Below are 18,570 nucleotides of genomic sequence, written 5' to 3'. Positions count from 1 at the left end.
TCGCAGTCCGGATCGCTGCCGTCGATGCCGATGACCACGCTGGGGCTCTGAATACCGTCAGTCATGGGGCTGCTCCTTCCCACGGGCCCGAGGCGCCCGGTTGTCGACGACGACCTCCACCCGGCCCAGCACGGACCGGCCGTCATGGGTGACGTCGAGCCTGATGGTCGCCATGTCCTCATCGGCCCTGATGACCGTCCCGGACACCTCGACCGATGTGCCCTCGTCGGTGTCGGGGACGAGCACCGGTCGGGTGAAGCGGGCCCGCTGGGATCGGATCGCCGCGGGGTCCCCGAGCCACCCGACGACCGCCCCCAGCGCGGCGCCCATGGTCCACATGCCGTGGGCCACGACGCCGTCCATGCCGGCCGCGACCGCATGGCGGTCCGACCAGTGGATCGGGTTGAAGTCGGTGGATGCTCCGGCGTACCGGACGATGCGCGACCGGTCCACGCCGATGCGGCGCGGACCGAAGGTCTGTCCCTCGGCCAGCGGTTCAGTGCGGTCGTTCATGCGGCGTCCTCCCCGGTGTGCCACAGCGTCGAGGTGGCCGTGGCCAGATGCTCGCCGTCGGGAGCGTCGAGGCTCACCTCGAGCCCGATGATGTCGGTGCCACGACGGTTGCGCACCGAGGTGATCTCCAGGGTGGCGGTGACGGCGTCCCCGGCCCTCAACGGCCTCACCCATTCGAAGGACTGGTCGGCGTGGATCGTGTGGTCCAGACGCAGCCCCAGATCGGCATCATCGAAGAGCTGCGACCACGCCTGGGCCGCGATCACCATGGCGAAGGTCGGCGGGGCGACCGGGTCCGGGCCGCGGTACGCGGAGGAATCGTCAGCCAGTGCGGTCGCGAACTCGGAGATCTTGGCGGCCGAGACGATGTACGGCTCGGTCGCCGGATACCGGCGTCCGACGTGCTCGGCGCTCAACCCGGGCGTCTGCTCAGATGTGGGAGGCATGTCACGAAGCCTAATCCAGCACAGAGAGCCCGAACCAGCCGTGCCGCCCGGGAGGCACAACAGGTCCGGAGACTCCCGTGACGGGAGTCTCCGGACCTGTCAGAGGTCGGACGCCTGGACTCAGCGGGTCTCGCGGTGAGCGGTGTGCTTGCCGCAGCGCGGGCAGAACTTGCTCAGCTCGAGACGATCGGGGTTGTTACGGCGGTTCTTCTTGGTGATGTACGTACGCTCCTTGCACACTGTGCAGGCAAGGGTGATCTTCGGTCGGACATCGCCGGACTTCTTGGCCATGATTCCTACTTTCGAGAGCTGTTCGAGCCTGCTGAGTGGCGGGGCGGTTACCCCTGTGGTAGCGAGGGCGGGAATCGAACCCGCGACACAGCGATTATGAGCCGCTTGCTCTACCCCTGAGCTACCTCGCCATTGTGATCGCCGACGCTGCTGACGCAACCGGAACCCACGGGCGATGGGGCCGACTCCCACTCAGAGCCCCCTAGCAGATTCGAACTGCTGACCTTCTCCTTACCATGGAGACGCTCTACCGACTGAGCTAAAGGGGCAACGACGTAGAAAGCTACACGGGCCGAAGCCTGCTTCGCAACTTTCCTTGTCACCTGTTTTTCCGGCCCTTCTCCCGCCATCCGTACGAGAGCCGTCCCGGAACCCGTCGACTCCCCCCATCTGCCGATGCGGGGCCCCTCAGGGCTGTGCAACCCCCGGATCCATCCGATCCGGGGGACGCGTGGCAGGTGTTGGATTTGAACCAACGTAGGCGTAAGCCGACGGTTTTACAGACCGCTCCCATTGGCCGCTCGGGCAACCTGCCTCGCTGGCGTCTGCCAGCGAGGAAAGACCTTAGCAGCCCCCAGCCAGGCAACGCCAATCGCGTGCTATCAACAGGGGGCCGACCCCTCGGCGTCGCTGCGCTCCTGCCTCCCCGACCTCCCCGAGCGGATTGGCAAGGCACTACGCTTCTGGTGCACGCACCCCCGCCCGAGGAGGGCCCATGGCATCCGAGAGTTCCTTCGACGTCGTCAGCAAGGTCGACCATCAGGAGGTCGACAACGCCATCAACCAGGCGGCCCGCGAGGTGCGCCAGCGATTCGACTTCAAGGGCACCGACACCTCCGTGGCATGGTCCGGCGACGAGGCGATCGCGATCGTCTCGGCGACCGAGGAGAAGGTGAAGGCCGCCCTGGACGTCCTCCAGTCGAAACTGGTGCGCCGCAAGGTGAGCCTCAAGGCCCTCGACACCGGCGAGCCACGGGTATCCGGCAAGACCTGGCACATCGACTGCGCCGTGCGCGAGGGCATCTCCGCCGAGAACGCCAGGAAGGTCTCCAAGCTCGTGCGCGATTCCGGCCCCAAGGGTGTCAAGACGCAGATCCAGGGAGACGAGCTGCGCATCTCCTCGAAGAAGCGCGACGACCTGCAGGCGGTCCAGCGGCTCATCACGGAGGCCGACTACGATTTCGCGGTCCAATTCGTGAACTATCGCTGAGCAGCCGCCCTACGGCGTCCGTATCACGCTCTTCAACAGGTCTAGGAGTCGAGACGGTGTCGCCCCCACATGGGAAGGTGGTGGCATGCGCATCGCCACCTTCAATCTCAATGGCATCAGGGCCGCGGGCAAGCGCGGCTTCTCCGACTGGCTGGCCGACCGCGGGTGCGACGTCGTCGCTCTTCAGGAGGTGAGGTGCCGCCCGGCGGACCTGCCCGAGCAGGCCTTCGGCGACTACCACGTCGCCTGGCAGCCCGGTCACCTTGCCGGCCGCAACGGCGTCGCCCTGCTGACGCGTCACGCGCCGGCCCAGGTGCGGGCGTGGGGGCCCGAGCTCATCCTCTCCGGGCCCGGTTCCGAGGCCGAGGTGCGCGACGGCTCGGTCTCCGGCCTGGCTCGCGATCTGCGCTCCTTCGCCGACGAGGGGCGCTATGTCGAGGTGGACCTGGCCGAGACCCCACTGACTGTCGCCAGCCTCTACCTGCCCAAGGGCGCCAGCCCCGATCCTTCCGATGGGAAGGCCCAGGCCAAGCAGGCCCGCAAGATGCGCTTCCTGGCAGGTTTCGCACGACATCTCACCTCCGCCCGGAGGGAGGCCGCGGCCAGGGGACGCGAGTTCCTGGTGATGGGGGACTTCAACATCGCCCACGAGAATGCCGACCTCAAGAACTGGCGGTCGAACCAGAAGAACGAGGGCTTCCTCCCCGAGGAGCGCAGCTGGTTCACCTCGATCCTGTCGCCGCGCACCCTGATCGATGTCGTGCGCACCCTGCATCCCGACCAGGATGGCCCGTACTCGTGGTGGAGCTGGCGCGGCCAGGCCTTCACCAATGACGCCGGATGGCGCATCGACTACCACCTCGCCTCGCCAACCCTTGCCAGGGCCGCCGTCTCCGGGGGCACCGACCGGGATGCCAGCTACGAGCAGCGCATCTCCGATCACGCCCCCGTGGTCGTGGATTATGAGATCTGATCAGACGTCGAACATGGCCTCGACCTCGGAGCGGGTGACCTCGGCCACCGAGGAGTGGCGCCAGTGCGGATCATGGTCCTTGTCGACGAGCTGGGCCCTGACCCCCTCGCAGAAGTCCGAATCCCGCATGAAGGACCGCCCGAGCCGCCTGTCGGTGGCCAGCACCTCCTCGAGCCCGGAGGCCTGCTCGGCCCGCTGGACGGCCTCCAGGGCCACGGCGACCGACAACGGGGATCGTGTGGAGATGAGGTCCGCGGCCGCTGCGGCCTGCGGCTCGGGACGTGACTCCAGAGCTCGGAGGATGCTCAGCGGATCATTGAACCGGTAGCAGTCCTGGATCCATCCGGCCTGCGCGGCCAGTTCGCTGTCGAGCGGATCGACATCGAGGGCGTTCCCGGACCCATCGACGACGCCGTCGACGAGTCCGGCCCACAGGGCCGAGGCCGCGTCGATGGACATGCCGGTCATGGCCAGGTGCCGTCCGGCCAGCCTGGGAGCCCGGGAGAGTTCCCAGCAGGCGCCGACGTCGGGCCACAGCCCGATGCCGGTCTCGGGCATCGCCAGCACCAGGTCCTCAGTGGTCTCCACCCGGTCCAGACGCAGGGACAGGCCGAGGCCGCCGCCCATGCTCACCCCGTGCAGGCGCGCCACCCCCCTGCCCAGCCGGGCGACAGCCAGGTCGACGTCGTACTCGGCGTCCAGCCATGCGATCGCCGCCTCGGTGTCCGCCAGCGCCAGGGAGCGCAGCTCCCGGATGTCGGCTCCCGAGCAGAAGCCCTTCTCCCCCACTCCCGACAGCTCCACCCGGGCAGCGCCGGGCAGCGCCTCCCCGATCCGGTGGAGCATCGCACCGGTGAGCGAGTTGATCGCCCTGGGGCGGTCGAGCCGGATCTTCAGCCGGTCCTCGGTCCTGCCGATCTCCACATCTGTCATTGATTCCTCCTGCGACGGTTCCTGACTCTGTGCCGCTCTCCGGCTGCGCGCAGCGCGCCGAGGCCCCATCGGCCCTCCCCGGTGCTGCGCTCGTGCCACAGATTGTGCACCGCGAGCACCACCACCGCGGCGACACCGATGGCGACTGCTCCGTTGCGCCACGACAGGTTCACCGCGGCGTAGGCCAGCAGGGCCACGGTGGCCCAGGTGGCGCTGCGGACGTAGCGGACGGCGTCGTCGACCATCGGCAGCAGGAGCGCACCCCACATCACGTACCAGGAGTGCAGCGCCGGGGCCGCGAGAGTGACGATGAGATAACCCCAGGCCAGGAAGGTGAGCGGACGCCGAGGCAACTCCTTGACGGCGATCACCGCCACCACCACCAGACCGCAGAGCAGGCCGATGGTCTGGCTCACCTTGATCGCGCCGACCGCGGCACCGGTGGCGCCGAAGAGGTTCAGAATCTGGCGGGCCCCCAGCCCGATGAGGGTCGAGGGGGAGACGGTGATGACCATGCCGGGGACGTCCACGGCGTGATACCAGCCGAAACCCAACCCGGTGAGCCAGGAGACCAGCGAGAAGGATCCGACCGACAGGGCCAGGGATGCGATCATCCGGCCCAGCGCCGGGCGCAGCTGGGCCCACCGCCACGACGTCATCGGATGACGCAGGAATGGCAGCGCCAGAGCGGCCATGAAGGCCGGCTGCTTGATCGACGCCGCGACTCCGACGATGAGCGCGGCCGGTATCCAGGAGGGGGCGGCGAGAGTGGCGACGAGGAGCCCGAGCACCATCAGGCCCATCATGAGGGAGTCGTTGTGGGCTCCACCCACGTAGTCGATCAGCAGGATCGGGTTGAGAGTGCCGAACCAGGCGGCGAAATAGGGGTCGTGGCCGGTGCGCCGGGCGATCCGTGACAGGAGCACGCCGATGAGGATGACGCCGAGCACCGCCGGGATCCGCATGGCGACGGCCGACCAGTACGGATTCTGTCCCACGAGGTTGACCATCAGGTGCTGGATCTGGATGGCCAACGGTCCGTAAGGGGTCTTGGTGTAGCGCCACTCCTGTGACACCTGGTCGGCGAAGGCCCCGGGCAGCAGGCCCGGATATCCGTCGTAGGGGCTGATGTCGTTGACGACGAGCCATCCCTGGGCAGCATAGGAGTAGGCGTCGTGGCTGAAGATGGGCGGAGCGAGAAGGAAGGGCAGCCCCCACACGCCGAGTACCGCCCAGGGATGCATCCCGGCCCGGATACCGCGCGGTCTCTCCCACTGACGTCCCGGGCGCAGCCGCAGCCAGGAGTCGATGAGAAGCACCACCCCGGCGAGTACCAGGATGGTGCCGACCACCCGCCAGGCCGGCCCGTCGAGGCCGAGTGTCCCGAGCCGGGACCACCAGGGCGAGTTCGCCGGAAGGTAGGCCGAGGTGAGTGACCCGACGACGATCATGGAACCGCCGATGAATCCCTCCCACACCACGGGGCTCCGCAGCGCCGACAGGTAGGCCAGACCGCTGATCCGCAGCGACCTCGTCAGGTGGCCCGGATGAGTGGCCGGAACGCCTCGGTCAGGTGTCACGGCCCCTCTCATAGCGACCCGCCGGAACCGTCGGTGGTCCCGCCGCCCGTCCAGGCCTGTCGCAGGCCGGGGCGCGCCTCGGCCGCGGGGTTGTGGCCGGCACGCCATTCCAGAGCGTCGAAGGGGCAGTCGGCGATGCAGATACCGCAGTACATGCACACGCCCCAGTCGATCTCGAAGCGATCGAGGACCTTGACGCTGCGGGGTCTCCGGTCATCCGGATCGCCGATACGTTCGGTGTGGGAGTCGATATGGATGCACCATGCCGGGCACTGCCGTGCGCAGATCATGCAGGAGGTGCATCGCTGCGCGATGAGGCCGATCGAACCATGGCTCATCTCCGCCTCCCCCGCTCACGGCCTCCGGGCGGTCCGCCGGCGCGGCCCGGGAGTTCGACTGATCGTCTCATCGGGGCGGCCGGCGTCGCGGACCGGCCGGGGTGGATGACCGGAGGACGCGGGTCTGCGCCGTCAACGGTGATTCCGAACTGATCGGCGATCTCGCGCTCGTACCAGGCCGCCCCGGCCACCAGATCGCGCACCGACGGCAACCGGTAGCCGTCCCGCTCATCCCAGGGGATCCGGGTCTCCAGACGAATGGCACGGCCCGCCTCACGGTCGAGGAGCCGGCAGCACACGACCATCTCCGGTCGTGCATCCGCCCGACCGCGGGCACCTCGTCGGCCCGCACCTCGCGTCGCCGATTCGCAGGACGCGTCCCAGGCGGTGATCAGGCTCAACCAGCGACATCCGGAGGCGATGGCCGCGGTCACGGCGTCGCGCCACTGCTGCGGTGTCACGTCGGCGACCTCGTCCGGCTCGAGGCCGGCGGCACTCATGCGGCTCCCGCCACGGTCTGCCGGTGGATCTCGTCGATGACACGCGCCAGTTCCCGGGCCGGTGGAGGGCAGCCCGGAATCCAGCGGTCCACCGGGATGGGGGCGGCGCCGGTGGTCGGCAGCGCGTCCATGCCGTTCAGCACGGGCAGTGAGTCCCAGTAGGGGCCCCCACCGCAGGCACAGGCGCCGAATGCGAGGACGACGGGCCGCTGGGCGGCGCAGCGAGCACAGTCCTCGGCAATCCTCCCGATCGCATCGACCACGGCGGGGGCCAGAGCCGACGAGATGGTTCCCGAGACCACCACGACACGGCGGGCCCCGGCCGGAGGCTCGACGACCGATTTCGCCTTCAGCGGGACGGCCAGGCCACTCTCGACGCCGCAGCACGCCAGCGCGAGGTCGGTGACGACCATCGTGGAATCCGCGAACCAGTCGAGATAATGCACTGTCTCACCCTATCCGCGCCCATGTCGTCGCATTCCGCGGAGACCGGGCCGCTGGGCCCTCGGCCCGGATCCTGAGATCTGGACCCCACGCTATTCCGCGATGTGGACCAGGGTCCTGAGATGTGGGCTCCATCCTGGTCTGGAAAATCGCCGATGGTAGCCTCGGTATTTGGTCGGTGAGGGTATGTGCGCGTCAGTCCGGAGGCCGGATCAGACCGCGTCGATCCCGCCACCACAAGCCCTTCGTGGACTCACCAGAGGTCCTCCATACGGCCACACATGAGGAAAGAGGTCTCAGTGCCCTCAGTCACAGAGCCGTCGACAACAGATTCGCCGGTCAGCACGCAGACGCCGCCACTCGCCGTCCAGACCCTGGACCGGGTCGTCATCCGGTTCGCGGGTGACTCCGGTGACGGCATGCAGCTGACCGGTGACAGGTTCACCGCCGAGTCGGCGGTGCACGGCAATGACATCTCAACCCTGCCGAGCTTCCCGGCGGAGATCCGCGCCCCACAGGGCACGATCCCCGGCGTCTCGAGCTTCCAGGTCCATTTCGCCAACTACGACATCGCCACCCCCGGCGACCAGCCGGACGTGCTGGTGGCGATGAACCCCGCCGCACTGGCCGCCAACCTCGGCGAGGTGCGACGAGGGGCGCTCATCGTCCTGGACAGCGCGGAGTTCACCAAGCGCAACCTCAAGAAGGCCAACTTCGCCGAGGATCCGCGCACCGACGGCACCCTTGAGTCCTACCAGGTCGTCGAGCTGGATCTCACCGCGCTGGCGGTCGGCGCCGTGGAGGGCTTCGATCTCGGCCGCAAGAACTCCGAGCGGTCGAAGAACATGTTCGCCCTGGGCCTGCTCAGCTGGCTGTACGGGCGCCCGCTGGAGCCCTCGGAGAGGTTCCTCAGGACCAAGTTCGCCGCCAAGCCCGACATCCGCGACGCCAATATCGCCGCGCTCAAGGCCGGGCACGCCTATGGCGAGACCTGCGAGCTGTTCACGGTGCGCTACGAGGTGGCCCCGGCCCCGACGCCGGCCGGCCTCTACCGTCAGATCACCGGCAATCAGGCCACCGCACTGGGTCTCATCACCGGAGCCAATCGTGCGGGGCTGCAACTCTTCCTCGGGTCCTACCCGATCACCCCCGCCTCCGACATCCTGCACGAGCTGTCCAAGCACAAGGATCTCAACGTCCTCACCTTTCAGGCCGAGGACGAGATCGGCGGCATCGGCGCGGCCCTGGGCGCGTCCTTCGGCGGTTCCCTGGGCGTCACCACGACGTCCGGCCCCGGGATGTCGCTCAAGGCGGAGACGATCGGCCTGGCTGTGATGACCGAGCTTCCGCTGGTCATCGTCGATGTGCAGCGCTCCGGGCCGTCCACCGGCATGCCGACCAAACCCGAGCAGGCCGATCTGCTGCAGGCGATGTTCGGGCGCAACGGCGAGTCGCCGGTCCCGGTGATCGCCGCGAAGTCCCCCTTGGACTGCTTCGACACCGCGGTGGAGGCCTGCCGGATCGCCATCAAGTACCGCACCCCGGTGGTGATGCTCTCCGACGGCTACCTGGGGAACGGCGCCGAGCCGTGGAGGATCCCCGCGCTGGCCGACATCGAACGGGTGGATCCCGGGTTCGCCACCGGACCCAACGCGAAGGCGGCCGACGGCTCCGACCGGTTCCTGCCGTACAAGCGGGATCCCGAGACCCTCGCGAGGCCGTGGGCGCTGCCCGGCACCAAGGGCCTGGAACACCGGATCGGCGGGCTGGAGAAGGCCGCCAATATCGGCAGCATCTCGTACAACCCGAACAACCACGAGGAGATGGTGCGGACCCGCGCGGCTCGGATCGCGGGTATCTCCCGCGACATCGGCGACGTCGAGGTCGATGATCCGACCGGTGACGCCGATGTGCTGGTGCTCGGTTGGGGCTCCACCTTCGGGCCGATCACCGCCGGGGTGCGCCGCGTACGCGACAAGGGCGAGAGGATCGCCCAGGCCCACCTGCGTCACATCAACCCCTTCCCCGACAATCTCGGCGAGGTGTTGCGACGCTACCGGCGGGTGGTGGTGCCCGAAATGAACACCGGGCAGCTCGCCATGCTGCTGCGCGCCAAGTACCTGGTCGACATCAGGACCATCTCGCGGGTGCGCGGACTGCCGATCTCCCCGGTGGACCTGTGCGACGCGCTGTGCGGGCACTGCTCCGACTTCACCTCCTCAACCGCCTCGAAGAAGGAGGCACGATGACCACAGATCAGATCCAGCCGTCGCCGATGCGGCCCCGCAACGGCCACTCCCTGCCCGCCGAGGGCGGGCTGGCCGGCGTCCCCCTGGCCCTCAGCCCGCTGAAGCGCCGCGACTTCGCGTCCGACCAGGATGTGCGCTGGTGCCCCGGCTGCGGTGACTACTCGATCCTGTCCACCTTCCAGGGCGTGCTCCCCGAGCTGGGGATCGCCAAGGAGGACGCCGTCGTCATCTCCGGTATCGGGTGCTCGTCGCGGTTCCCGTACTACATGGATGCCTACGGGATGCACTCGATCCATGGCCGGGCCCCGGCCATCGCCACCGGCCTGGCGATCTCGCGGCCCGATCTGGCGGTCTTCGTGGTGACCGGTGACGGTGATGCCCTGTCCATCGGTGGCAACCACCTCATTCACGCGATGCGTCGCAACGTGAACCTGACGATCCTGTTGTTCAACAACGAGATCTACGGGCTCACGAAGGGTCAGTACTCCCCCACCTCCGAGCAGGGCAAGGTGACGAAGTCCTCCCCGATGGGGTCCCTGGACTACCCGTTCAACCCGGTCTCGCTGGCGCTGGGGGCGGGCTGCTCCTTCGTGGCCCGGGTCATCGACTCCGACCGCAAGACCCTGGACGCGACGATGACCGCGGCGGCCAAGCACCGCGGCACCTCCTTCGTGGAGATCTACCAGAACTGCCCGATCTTCAATGACGGCGCCTTCGAGGATCTCAAGGGCCCTGACGCCGCCGACCATCTGGTGAAGCTGGCCGACGGTGAGCCGGTGCTGCTGGGGGCCGACAGGGCCCGCGGTGTGGTGCGCGACCCGGTGAGCGGCTCGCTGAGGGTGGCGGATGTCGCCGAGGCGGGTATCGACCATGTGCTCGTGCACGACGCCCACCGCGAGGACCCGTCGCTGGCGTTCGAGCTGGCACACCTGTGCGACTCCGGCGAGATCGCCCAGACCCCGGTCGGCGTCTTCCGGGAGGTGACGCGCCCGGCCTACGACGATCTGGCCCGTGAGCAGGTCGCCCGGGCGATGGGTGAGCGGACCGGCACCGAGGCCCAGGACGAGGATCTCCAGAATCTCATCAACGGGGTCGACAACTGGGAGGTCTCCGAGGACGGCCGGGTCACCGAGAACTGAATCAATACAGTGGGGTCATGACTCAAGCGCTGTTCCATGATCTCGATTCCTCCGTGCGACCTGCCGACGACCTCTACCGTCACGTCAACGGGACGTGGCTTGCCGGGGCCACGATTCCTGAGGACCAGGCCTCGACAGGCGCCTTCCGTGTGCTGAGGGACGCCTCCGAGGCCGCCGTCCACGAGATTCTGGAGGAGCTGGCCGCCGGTCGTGGCGCGGATCTCCTCGCCGACACCCCGGAGGCCACTGAGCACGAGGCCGAGCTGCTGGCCGGGTTCTACCGTCGCTTCATGGACACCGACGCCGTCGAGCAGGCCGGGGCACAGCCGTTGCGGCCGGTTCTGGACCGGGTGGACGCGATCGACTCGCCGGAGGCTCTGATGTCTTTCCTCGGCTGGGCCGGGCGCCACGGCGTCGGCGGGCTGTTCTATCTGGAGGAGGACTCCGACCCCGCCGACCCGGACCGTTACGTCCCCTGGACAGGACAGGCGGGCATCGGGCTGCCCGATGAGGCCTACTACCGCGATGACGACAAGGCGGAGATCCGGGCGGCCTACACGGCCCACATCAGCCGGTCGCTGCGGCTGGTCGGGGTGGCCGGCCCCGACAGCACCGACGACCGCGACGCAGACGCCACGGCGGCCCGGATCATGGAGTTGGAGACCGAGATCGCCTCCCACCACTGGGACCAGGTGCGCTGCCGCGACATGAAGGCGTCCTACAATCCCACCTCCTTCGAGGATCTGGCAGCCACCCATCCGGGGCTCTTCCTGGAGGCCTGGCGCGAGGCGGCGGCCATTCCCGAGGGAGTGCTGAGGACGGTGGTCGTCAACCAGCCGAGCTTCTTCGACGAGGTGGAGCCGCTGGTCACCGAGGAGCGGCTGAGCGACTGGAAGGCGTGGGCCGCCTGGCGGGTGATCCGGGCCTATTCGCCATTCCTGTCCTCGGATCTGGTGGAGCAGAATTTCGACTTCTACGGGCGCACGCTGTCGGGGACGCCGGTGCTGCGGGCCCGCTGGAAGCGCGGGGTGGGGTTCGTGGAATCGGTCCTGGGAGAGGCTCTCGGCAAGTTCTATGTGGCCCGGCACTTCCCGCCGGCCGCCAAGCAGCGGATGGACGAGCTGGTCGGCAACGTCCTGGAGGCCTACCGGATCTCGATCACCGGGTTGGACTGGATGGGCGAGAACACCCGGGCGGAGGCTCTCACGAAACTGGCGAACTTCCGCCCGAAGATCGGCTACCCGGACACCTGGCGTGATTTCGGCGGGCTCCAGCTGCCGGCCGGGAACCTCCTCGATGCCGTGCAGGCGGCCTCCTCCTTCGAGCTGGACCGCACCATCGAGAAGCTCTCGGGTCCGATGGACCCGAACGAATGGCTGATGTTCCCCCAGACCGTGAACGCCTACTACCACCCGCTGCGCAACGAGATCGTCTTCCCCGCAGCGATTCTCCAGCCCCCGTTCTTCAACGTGGAGGCCGATGACGCCGTGAACTACGGAGGCATCGGAGCGGTGATCGGTCACGAGATCGGTCACGGCTTCGACGACCAGGGCTCCACCTGCGACGGTCACGGACGCCTGCGGGACTGGTGGACCGCCGAGGACCGTGCTGCCTTCGAGCAGCGCACCAAGGCCCTCATCGCCCAGTACGACGCCCTGATTCCCGACCAGCTGCGGCCCGACGGCCCGCACGTCAACGGCGCGCTGACCATCGGCGAGAACATCGGGGACCTGGGCGGGGTGGGCATCGCCTATCTGGCCCTGCGGATCTCCTTCGGTGACAATCCGCCCGCCCCCGTGGACGGACTCACCTGGCAGCAGCGCTTCTTCCTGTCCTATGCGACGATCTGGCAGGGCAAGTACCGTGACGAGGCGCTGCGCTCGCGGATCGCCACCGACCCGCACTCCCCCGACGAACTGCGCTGCAACCAGATCGTGCGCAACGTCGACGCCTTCTACGAGGCCTTCGACGTGCAGCCCGGGGACGGTCTGTGGCTCGATCCGGCACAGCGGGTCACGATCTGGTAGTACACGGGCATGTCCGCACCGACACGAGTCCCCGAGAGTCTGGTCGCGATCGCCGACGCCCAGTGCCAGGTCGTCTCGAGGCGGCAGGCTCTGGCCTGTGGCTTGTCCCCTGACAACCTGCGGGGGCTCGTGGCGGGTACCGGGGCCTGCCTCGGGTTGAGAGCCGCTGCGCCCCAAGGAGGCGATCCGTGTGCGAATCCATGATCCACGGCACCGGGCGAATACGCAGCGTCTTGGATGCGCTCATCGTGCAGCGCGAGGAACAGGCTGGGAACAGACCCGCCCGTGGACGCCCGATACCTCTCGATCCGTGGTGGCCGGTGGTCACAGGCCCGCCCATCAGACGCTGGACGCCTGACGACAGCCGCGGCCGGTAGTGTCAGCCATAGGCGTTGCAGGAGGCTCTGGAGAACTGGTCAATTCGTGGGAAGGCCCCGTCGTACCTTCCCGGCAGGCCGATCCAGTAGTGATGACACCCTATGGCGCCGCGCCGCCTTGCCATCGACAGAATTCCCGAGACACGGCGACCGGAATGAATTCCGTGCTTCTGGTCCGGTCTGCGCCCATTCCCTCGAATTGCACCACTTCCAGGAGGAAGTCGGCGCCACATATGTCGGGGCCCCGAGCCACCCGCCCGGGGATCTCAATCAGGAGATCGCCTCGGCAAGCGCCAGGATCCTCCGTGCGGTATCAACATGAAGGTTCTCGATCATCCGGCCGTTGTAGGTGACGACCCCGGAGCCGTCTCCGGCCTCCCAGGCCTCGAGAACCCCCCGGGCATCGGCGATCTCGGCCTGCGAGGGTGCGAATATCTCGTTGGCAGGCCCCACCTGGGAGGGGTGGATGAGGGTCTTGCCGTCGAATCCCATGAGGTACGCCTCCTCGGCCTGTGCGCGAAAACCCTCGGCATCGCGGACGTCGTTGTAGACCCCGTCGAGGATCACTCTGCCGGCCGCGCGGGCGGCCAGGACGCACATCTGCAGGGCGGTGGTGACGGGGGCGCGTCCCGGCACGTGCTGGGCCTGGAGCTCCTTGGTGAGGTCGTTGGTGCCCATCACGAGCACTGCCAGCCGCGGCGAGGCCTCGGCGATGGCCAGGCACTCCAGGACCGCCCGCGGGGTCTCGATCATCGCCCACAACCCCATGCCGGACGGCGCACCGGCACCGTCCATATCGGCGGCGATGGTGCGGACCTGGTCGGCTGACCCGACCTTGGGCACGGCGACGGCATCGGGGCCGGCGGCGACCGCTGCGGCCAGGTCATCGTGATACCAGGGGGTGTCCATGCCGTTGACGCGGATGATCACCTCACGGTCGCCGTAGGGGTGCGACGCCACCGTCTCGGCGGCACGGCGTCGCGCCTCCTCCTTCGCGTCGGGGGCGACGGCGTCCTCCAGATCGATGATGATGGCGTCGCAGGGCAGGCTCTTGGCCTTCTCCAGCGCCCGGGCGTTGGCTCCGGGCATGAACAGGGGGGAACGACGGGGACGCAGCGCTTGATCCATGACCCCATCCTGCCAGGATCACGGCCACCGGGCGGAGACAGGGGGTCCGGCCCGGGACCGCTCAGGAGGAGCGGGAGACCACCTCGTCGCACAGCGCTGACAGGGCCTGACGCGGCTCGCTGTCCGGAAGTCTCAGCAGTTGCTCACGGGCCAGGTCGGCGCGACGCTGGATGTCGGCGCGGGCCTCGTCGACGACATGACTGTTGCGCAGTCCTTCCAGGGCTCGCTCGAGTGCCTCATCGCCGGTCAGGTCTGCGGCGAGCAGGTCCTTGAGTTCCTCGTCGCCGGGGTCGGTCGACCTGCTGAGGAGCAGCACGGGAAGTGTGGCCACCCCTTCCCGCAGGTCGGTGCCGGGGGTCTTGCCGGTGCGGGTGGAGGTGATGTCGATGAGGTCGTCGGAGAGCTGGAAGACCTCGCCGATCTCCTCACCGAAACGCCCCAGGGCCTCGAGAGTCTCGGGGGCGGCGCCCGAGACCATGCCGCCGAAGACAGCGGCGGCCGCGATGAGGGATCCGGTCTTGTCGGCGACGACGCTGAGGTAGTGCTTGAGCGGGTCGTCCCCCTCCGCCGGCCCCCTGGTCTCGGCGATCTGTCCCTGTACGAGGCGGGCGAAGGTGCGGGCCTGGAGTCGGACGTAGTCGGTGCCCAGTTCGGCGACCGTCTCGGAGGCTCGGGCGAAGAGGTAGTCGCCGACCATGATGGCCACCGAGTTCCCGTACCGGTGGTTGGCGGACTCCGCTCCCCGTCGCAGGTCGGCCTCGTCCATCACGTCGTCGTGGTAGAGGCTGGCGACGTGGGTGAGTTCCATCACCACCGCGGCACGAACGAGATCCTCGTCACGGACCTCACCGCCGAATCGCGAGCACAGCACGACGAGCAGCGGGCGGAACCGCTTGCCGCCGGCGGCGATGATGTGAGTGGCGGCCTGGTCGATGAAGGGCGTGTCGGCACCGGCCTGACGGGAGAGTTCCTGCTCGACCAGCTCGAGCTTGGCGCTCACCAGCTCGGTGAACTCGCTGCTGACGGGTTGCGACACGATGCTCCTGTTCCAGCCGGGGACGGTCCCGGTGCTCATTGTCGCCACGACCGGCGCCAGGCGGCGACGGAGGGTGGACGTACAGGCCCCAGCCTAATCATTGGGGTCCGCCTGCGCCCACCCGAGCCGCAGCGGCCGACCGGCGACGCCTACCCCGGCCAGCACCAACTCGACCCGTTCGGGGAGGAAGCGAGCCCTGGCGAGCGTGGAGGGGTTGCCCCCTCCTCTATCGGAGGAATGTACTGGCGTTGTCGAACATCTCGATCAGGGGCTGCGGGACGATACCCAGCCCCAGCGTGCCCAGGGCGCACACGATCAGCACGATCCACCCGCCGGTGCTGAGCGGGGCGACCTCCACCTCCTCGGCGGCGCGGCCGGGGGTGCGGAAGAACATCACCCAGATCACGCGCAGGTAGTAGTACGCGGCGACCAGGCTGAACAGGATGCCGATGAGCGAGAGCCAGGCGAGGCCCCCGCGCCAGCCTGCGGTGAAGACCATGAGCTTCCCGATGAATCCGGCGGTGAGCGGGATCCCGGCGAAGCTCAGCATGAACAGGGTCACCAGGGCGCCGAGCCAGGGATGGCTGCGGCCCAGGCCGGCCCAGGAGGCCAGTTCGGTCGACTCGCCTCCGGCACGGCGGATCATCGCGATGATGACGAACATGCCGATGGTGGCCAGACCGTAGCCGGTGAGGTAGACCATCACGGACGACCAGGAGCCGAAGCTGCCCTGCGCCATTCCGGTCTGAGCGGTGAAGGCCCCGGCGACCGCCACCAGGATGAATCCGGCGTGGGAGATGGAGGAATAGGCCAGCAGCCGCTTCATCTCGGTCTCGACGAGGCCGACCACCGAGCCGATGACGATGGTGGCCACGGCGACGACCGCAAGCAGGACCTGCCAGTCCCAGCGCAGGCCTCCCAGACCCACGTAGAGGACTCGCGTCAGCCCGACGACGCCGGCGATCTTGGTGGCCACCGACATGAACGCGGTCACCGGGGTGGGGGCTCCCATGTAGACGTCGGGGACCCAGTTGTGGAACGGCACGGCACCCACTTTGAACAGCAGTCCGACCGAGACCATCACCATGCCGGCCAGCACGATCCTGGAGGATCCCGCCTGGCCGGCGACGGCGGCGTCGACAGCAGCCAGGCTGAAGGAGCCGGAGACGCCGTAGAGCAGCGCGATGCCGTAGAGGAAGATGGCCGAGGAGAGGGCGCCCAGCAGGAAGTACTTCAGCGCCGCCTCCTGGGAGAGCAGCCGGCGCCGCCTGGCCATCGCGCACAGCAGATAGAGCGGCAGGGAGAAGATCTCCAGAGCCACGAACATCACGATGAGCTCGTTCGAGGAGGCGAAGATCATCATCCCCAGCAGCGAGAACATCATCAGCGGGTACACCTCGGTGTGCTGAAGATGGGCGGCGACGGCCTCTCGCTCCGGCTGCGACCCGGGAACGGTGGAGGCGCTGGCCACGAAGGCCGTCTCGGTGCTTCCGGAGCGCTCGGCGAACAGCGCCACGACCGCCAGGGAGAAGACGATGAGCAGCGTCCAGGTCGCATAGCTCGGGGCGTCCAGGGCGATCGCCTGTTCGGCGACCAATTGGAAGCGGGCCCCGCTCCAGGAGCTCAGGGTGGAGCCGAGGGCAGCCAGCAGGCCGATCGCGGTGATGGCCAACTGGGCCCCGCGACGCGCATCGCGCGGCGCGAGGGCCTCCACGAGCACCGACACGCACGCCGCCGCCATGATGATGAACAGCGGTGCCAGCAGGCCGTACTCGATGGTCGGCGCGCTCACCTCCATCGGAGATGCCGGGAGCGAGCCCGCCGCGGACAACCCCTGCGCGGACGCGAGTAACACAGTGGAGATCACTTGACACCCTCCTTGGCGACCGGGGCGGGATCGGTCGCTCCGACCTGTGACATGGTGGCCCGGGCAGCCGGTTCGATGACGCTGAGGATCGGCTTCGGGAAGAACCCGAGGACCAGCAGCACGATGACCAGCGGTGCCAGCACGAGCTTCTCCCGGCCGCTCGCGTCCTTGTCCACGTGTGCGGCGACATCATCGGTGACCGGCCCGGTCATGGTGCGCTTGTAGGCGCGCAGTACGTAGACCGCGGCCAGCACCATGCCGATGGTGGCCACCGCGACGTATACCGGGTGGCGTCCCCAGGCTCCGGCCAGGGAGAGGAATTCACTGACGAAACTGGACATTCCGGGCAGTCCGAGGGTAGCCAGTCCGGCTACCAGGAAGAGTCCGGCCAGCACCGGTGCGGTCTTCTGCGCCCCGCCGAAGGCGTTGACGTCGGCGGACCCGCGGCGGTGCACCAGGAACCCGAGGACCAGGAACAGGGCCGCCGTGGAGAATCCGTGGTTGAACATGTAGAAGATCGACCCGGTGATCGAGGAGGTGGTCACCGCGAAGATGCCCAGCACCATGAAGCCGAAGTGGCTCACCGAGGTGTAGGAGACCAGCCTCATGAGGTCCTTCGAGGTGGCGGCCATCGCGGCCCCCCACAGGATCGAGACGACGGCCAGCACCAGGACCACCGGCGTCGCCCAGGCCGAGGCCTGCGGGAACAGGCCCAGGCACAGCCTCAGCATTCCGAAGGTGCCGATCTTGTCGAGGATGCCGACCAGCAGGGTGGATGCCCCGGGGGTGGCCTGTTCGGCGGTGTCGGGCAGCCAGGTGTGTACCGGCACCATCGGCGCCTTGATCGCGAAGGCCACGAAGAAGCCGATGAACAGGTAGCGCCCGATCGAGCCGTCGAAGCTCACCTTCGCCAGGTCGCTGAGCAGGAAGGAGGTCTTCCCCGAGGATCCGGAGTGGACGCCCACCCCGATCACCGCGAAGAGCATCACCAGGCCGCCGGCCAGCGAGTAGATGAGGAACTTGACGGCAGCCTGGCGGCGCCGGGGCCCTCCCCATCCGGAGATGAGGAAGTACATCGGGATGAGGGTGGCCTCGAAGAACAGGTAGAACAGCAGGACGTCGACCGAGACGAAGCAGTAGAGGGCCAGGCCCTCCAGGATCAGCGCCAGGCCGAAGAAGGCCGATGTCGGCAGCCCTCCGGTCGCCGCGGTGCGCTCTCCGACATGCCATTCGGCGCCCAGGACGACGGGCACCAGGGCGACGGTCAGCAGCACCATCGTCATCGACAGCGGGTCCGAGCCCAGCGCGTACCACGCGCCGACCGCCGGGATCCAGCTGTGCGTCTCGGCCAGGTCGGTTCCCCGGGCGGCCGCCACGAAGGCGACGACGCCGAGAACCAGGATTGCCAGGGAGACCACCATTCCGGTCAGCCGGGCGGCGCGCCCCTTCATCAGGAGCACGACCACGCCCGCCAGGACCGGCAGCAGTGCCAGGACGGTGAGGATCGGGAAACTCATCT

17 protein-coding genes and 3 tRNA genes are annotated in these 18,570 nt (G+C 68.3%); 5 read left to right on the top strand and 15 right to left on the bottom strand.

Annotated features, from left to right (window positions below; all coding sequences use genetic code 11):
• Positions 1–57: 57 nt before the first annotated feature.
• The 6 genes from JS278_RS04600 to JS278_RS04575 all read right to left on the bottom strand — a co-directional run bounded on the left by JS278_RS04600 (position 58) and on the right by JS278_RS04575 (position 1,785).
• The gene (locus tag JS278_RS04600) at positions 58–513 is read right to left on the bottom strand and encodes a MaoC/PaaZ C-terminal domain-containing protein (RefSeq protein WP_114044167.1); all 456 of its coding nucleotides are present in this window, start codon (positions 511–513) and stop codon (positions 58–60) included.
• The gene (locus tag JS278_RS04595) at positions 510–959 is read right to left on the bottom strand and encodes an FAS1-like dehydratase domain-containing protein (protein ID WP_114044166.1); all 450 of its coding nucleotides are present in this window, start codon (positions 957–959) and stop codon (positions 510–512) included. Before JS278_RS04595 ends, JS278_RS04600 begins: the two co-directional genes overlap by 4 nt.
• Positions 960–1,079: 120 nt before the next feature.
• A complete protein-coding gene (gene rpmG / locus JS278_RS04590) occupies positions 1,080–1,250 on the bottom strand; it encodes a 50S ribosomal protein L33 (protein WP_114044165.1) in 171 nt (56 codons plus the stop codon).
• A gap of 56 nt (positions 1,251–1,306) precedes the next feature.
• Positions 1,307–1,381: transfer RNA gene (locus tag JS278_RS04585), tRNA-Met, on the bottom strand.
• A gap of 65 nt (positions 1,382–1,446) precedes the next feature.
• Positions 1,447–1,519 (bottom strand) — tRNA-Thr (locus tag JS278_RS04580).
• 183 nt (positions 1,520–1,702) lie between these two features.
• A tRNA-Tyr gene (locus tag JS278_RS04575) sits at positions 1,703–1,785 on the bottom strand.
• Between the two features lie 180 nt (positions 1,786–1,965).
• On the opposite strand from JS278_RS04575, the gene JS278_RS04570 reads away from it, so the two are divergent.
• Together JS278_RS04570 and JS278_RS04565 are read left to right on the top strand one after the other, a co-directional pair.
• Positions 1,966–2,460, top strand: coding sequence for a YajQ family cyclic di-GMP-binding protein (locus JS278_RS04570; protein ID WP_114044164.1), 495 nt, complete (start codon positions 1,966–1,968; stop codon positions 2,458–2,460).
• Positions 2,461–2,545: 85 nt separating this feature from the next.
• Entirely contained in the window at positions 2,546–3,433 is an 888-nt protein-coding gene (locus tag JS278_RS04565; RefSeq protein ID WP_114044163.1) for an exodeoxyribonuclease III, read from the top strand.
• On the opposite strand, the gene JS278_RS04560 is transcribed toward JS278_RS04565, so the two are convergent.
• From JS278_RS04560 to JS278_RS04540, 5 genes are all read right to left on the bottom strand, one after another.
• Complete coding sequence (locus JS278_RS04560; protein ID WP_114044162.1) at positions 3,434–4,366, bottom strand: enoyl-CoA hydratase/isomerase family protein; 933 nt, start codon at positions 4,364–4,366, stop codon at positions 3,434–3,436. It abuts the gene before it with no gap.
• Positions 4,363–5,817, bottom strand: coding sequence for a polyprenol phosphomannose-dependent alpha 1,6 mannosyltransferase MptB (gene mptB / locus JS278_RS04555; RefSeq protein ID WP_181833879.1), 1,455 nt, complete (start codon positions 5,815–5,817; stop codon positions 4,363–4,365). The genes JS278_RS04560 and mptB overlap by 4 nt, the downstream gene beginning before the upstream one ends.
• A 137-nt stretch (positions 5,818–5,954) precedes the next feature.
• Positions 5,955–6,284: a 4Fe-4S binding protein gene (locus JS278_RS04550; RefSeq protein WP_114044161.1), complete on the bottom strand. Its 330-nt coding sequence runs from the start codon at positions 6,282–6,284 to the stop codon at positions 5,955–5,957.
• Positions 6,281–6,784, bottom strand: coding sequence for an NADH-quinone oxidoreductase subunit C (locus JS278_RS04545; RefSeq protein WP_114044160.1), 504 nt, complete (start codon positions 6,782–6,784; stop codon positions 6,281–6,283). The genes JS278_RS04550 and JS278_RS04545 overlap by 4 nt, the downstream gene beginning before the upstream one ends.
• A complete protein-coding gene (locus tag JS278_RS04540; protein WP_114044159.1) occupies positions 6,781–7,230 on the bottom strand; it encodes an NADH-quinone oxidoreductase subunit B family protein in 450 nt (149 codons plus the stop codon). Before JS278_RS04540 ends, JS278_RS04545 begins: the two co-directional genes overlap by 4 nt.
• Positions 7,231–7,509: 279 nt before the next feature.
• Here JS278_RS04540 and JS278_RS04535 point away from each other — a divergent pair, with 279 nt between their 5' ends.
• From JS278_RS04535 to JS278_RS04525, 3 genes are read left to right on the top strand one after another with little or no spacing between them, the layout of a single operon-like run.
• Positions 7,510–9,477 (top strand): 2-oxoacid:acceptor oxidoreductase subunit alpha, encoded by a 1,968-nt coding sequence (locus tag JS278_RS04535; RefSeq protein ID WP_114044158.1) that lies wholly within the window; start codon positions 7,510–7,512, stop codon positions 9,475–9,477.
• A gap of 26 nt (positions 9,478–9,503) precedes the next feature.
• Positions 9,504–10,616: a 2-oxoacid:ferredoxin oxidoreductase subunit beta gene (locus JS278_RS04530; protein ID WP_114046116.1), complete on the top strand. Its 1,113-nt coding sequence runs from the start codon at positions 9,504–9,506 to the stop codon at positions 10,614–10,616.
• Between the two features lie 17 nt (positions 10,617–10,633).
• Positions 10,634–12,643, top strand: coding sequence for a M13 family metallopeptidase (locus JS278_RS04525; protein ID WP_114044157.1), 2,010 nt, complete (start codon positions 10,634–10,636; stop codon positions 12,641–12,643).
• A 647-nt stretch (positions 12,644–13,290) separates the two neighbouring features.
• Here the strand turns inward: JS278_RS04525 and JS278_RS04520 are convergent.
• The 4 genes from JS278_RS04520 to JS278_RS04505 form a co-directional block, all read right to left on the bottom strand.
• Entirely contained in the window at positions 13,291–14,109 is an 819-nt protein-coding gene (locus JS278_RS04520) for an HpcH/HpaI aldolase/citrate lyase family protein (protein WP_114046115.1), read from the bottom strand.
• Between the two features lie 100 nt (positions 14,110–14,209).
• Positions 14,210–15,184 (bottom strand): polyprenyl synthetase family protein, encoded by a 975-nt coding sequence (locus JS278_RS04515; protein WP_114044156.1) that lies wholly within the window; start codon positions 15,182–15,184, stop codon positions 14,210–14,212.
• A gap of 226 nt (positions 15,185–15,410) precedes the next feature.
• Complete coding sequence (gene nuoN / locus JS278_RS04510; protein ID WP_114046114.1) at positions 15,411–17,048, bottom strand: NADH-quinone oxidoreductase subunit NuoN; 1,638 nt, start codon at positions 17,046–17,048, stop codon at positions 15,411–15,413.
• Positions 17,048–18,568, bottom strand: coding sequence for an NADH-quinone oxidoreductase subunit M (locus JS278_RS04505; protein ID WP_114044155.1), 1,521 nt, complete (start codon positions 18,566–18,568; stop codon positions 17,048–17,050). Before JS278_RS04505 ends, nuoN begins: the two co-directional genes overlap by 1 nt.
• Between the last annotated feature and the right edge of the window lie 2 nt (positions 18,569–18,570).

This window comes from Acidipropionibacterium virtanenii (assembly GCF_003325455.1).
GTDB classification, from domain to species: domain Bacteria; phylum Actinomycetota; class Actinomycetes; order Propionibacteriales; family Propionibacteriaceae; genus Acidipropionibacterium; species Acidipropionibacterium virtanenii.
Note: the sequence above shows the minus strand (reverse complement) of the source record. Positions and strands in the feature narration are given on the sequence as shown.

Coding starts and splice junctions, on each gene's coding strand:
- JS278_RS04565 (WP_114044163.1), top strand. CDS start 2,546: ATGCGCATCGCCACCTTCAATCTCAATGGCATCAGGGCCGCGGGCAAG.
- JS278_RS04595 (WP_114044166.1), bottom strand. CDS start 959: ATGCCTCCCACATCTGAGCAGACGCCCGGGTTGAGCGCCGAGCACGTC.
- JS278_RS04525 (WP_114044157.1), top strand. CDS start 10,634: ATGACTCAAGCGCTGTTCCATGATCTCGATTCCTCCGTGCGACCTGCC.
- rpmG (WP_114044165.1), bottom strand. CDS start 1,250: ATGGCCAAGAAGTCCGGCGATGTCCGACCGAAGATCACCCTTGCCTGC.
- JS278_RS04545 (WP_114044160.1), bottom strand. CDS start 6,784: ATGAGTGCCGCCGGCCTCGAGCCGGACGAGGTCGCCGACGTGACACCG.
- JS278_RS04550 (WP_114044161.1), bottom strand. CDS start 6,284: ATGAGCCATGGTTCGATCGGCCTCATCGCGCAGCGATGCACCTCCTGC.
- JS278_RS04600 (WP_114044167.1), bottom strand. CDS start 513: ATGAACGACCGCACTGAACCGCTGGCCGAGGGACAGACCTTCGGTCCG.
- JS278_RS04535 (WP_114044158.1), top strand. CDS start 7,510: ATGAGGAAAGAGGTCTCAGTGCCCTCAGTCACAGAGCCGTCGACAACA.
- JS278_RS04520 (WP_114046115.1), bottom strand. CDS start 14,109: ATGCCCGGAGCCAACGCCCGGGCGCTGGAGAAGGCCAAGAGCCTGCCC.
- JS278_RS04560 (WP_114044162.1), bottom strand. CDS start 4,366: ATGACAGATGTGGAGATCGGCAGGACCGAGGACCGGCTGAAGATCCGG.
- JS278_RS04505 (WP_114044155.1), bottom strand. CDS start 18,568: ATGAGTTTCCCGATCCTCACCGTCCTGGCACTGCTGCCGGTCCTGGCG.
- JS278_RS04570 (WP_114044164.1), top strand. CDS start 1,966: ATGGCATCCGAGAGTTCCTTCGACGTCGTCAGCAAGGTCGACCATCAG.
- mptB (WP_181833879.1), bottom strand. CDS start 5,817: ATGATCGTCGTCGGGTCACTCACCTCGGCCTACCTTCCGGCGAACTCG.
- JS278_RS04530 (WP_114046116.1), top strand. CDS start 9,504: ATGCGGCCCCGCAACGGCCACTCCCTGCCCGCCGAGGGCGGGCTGGCC.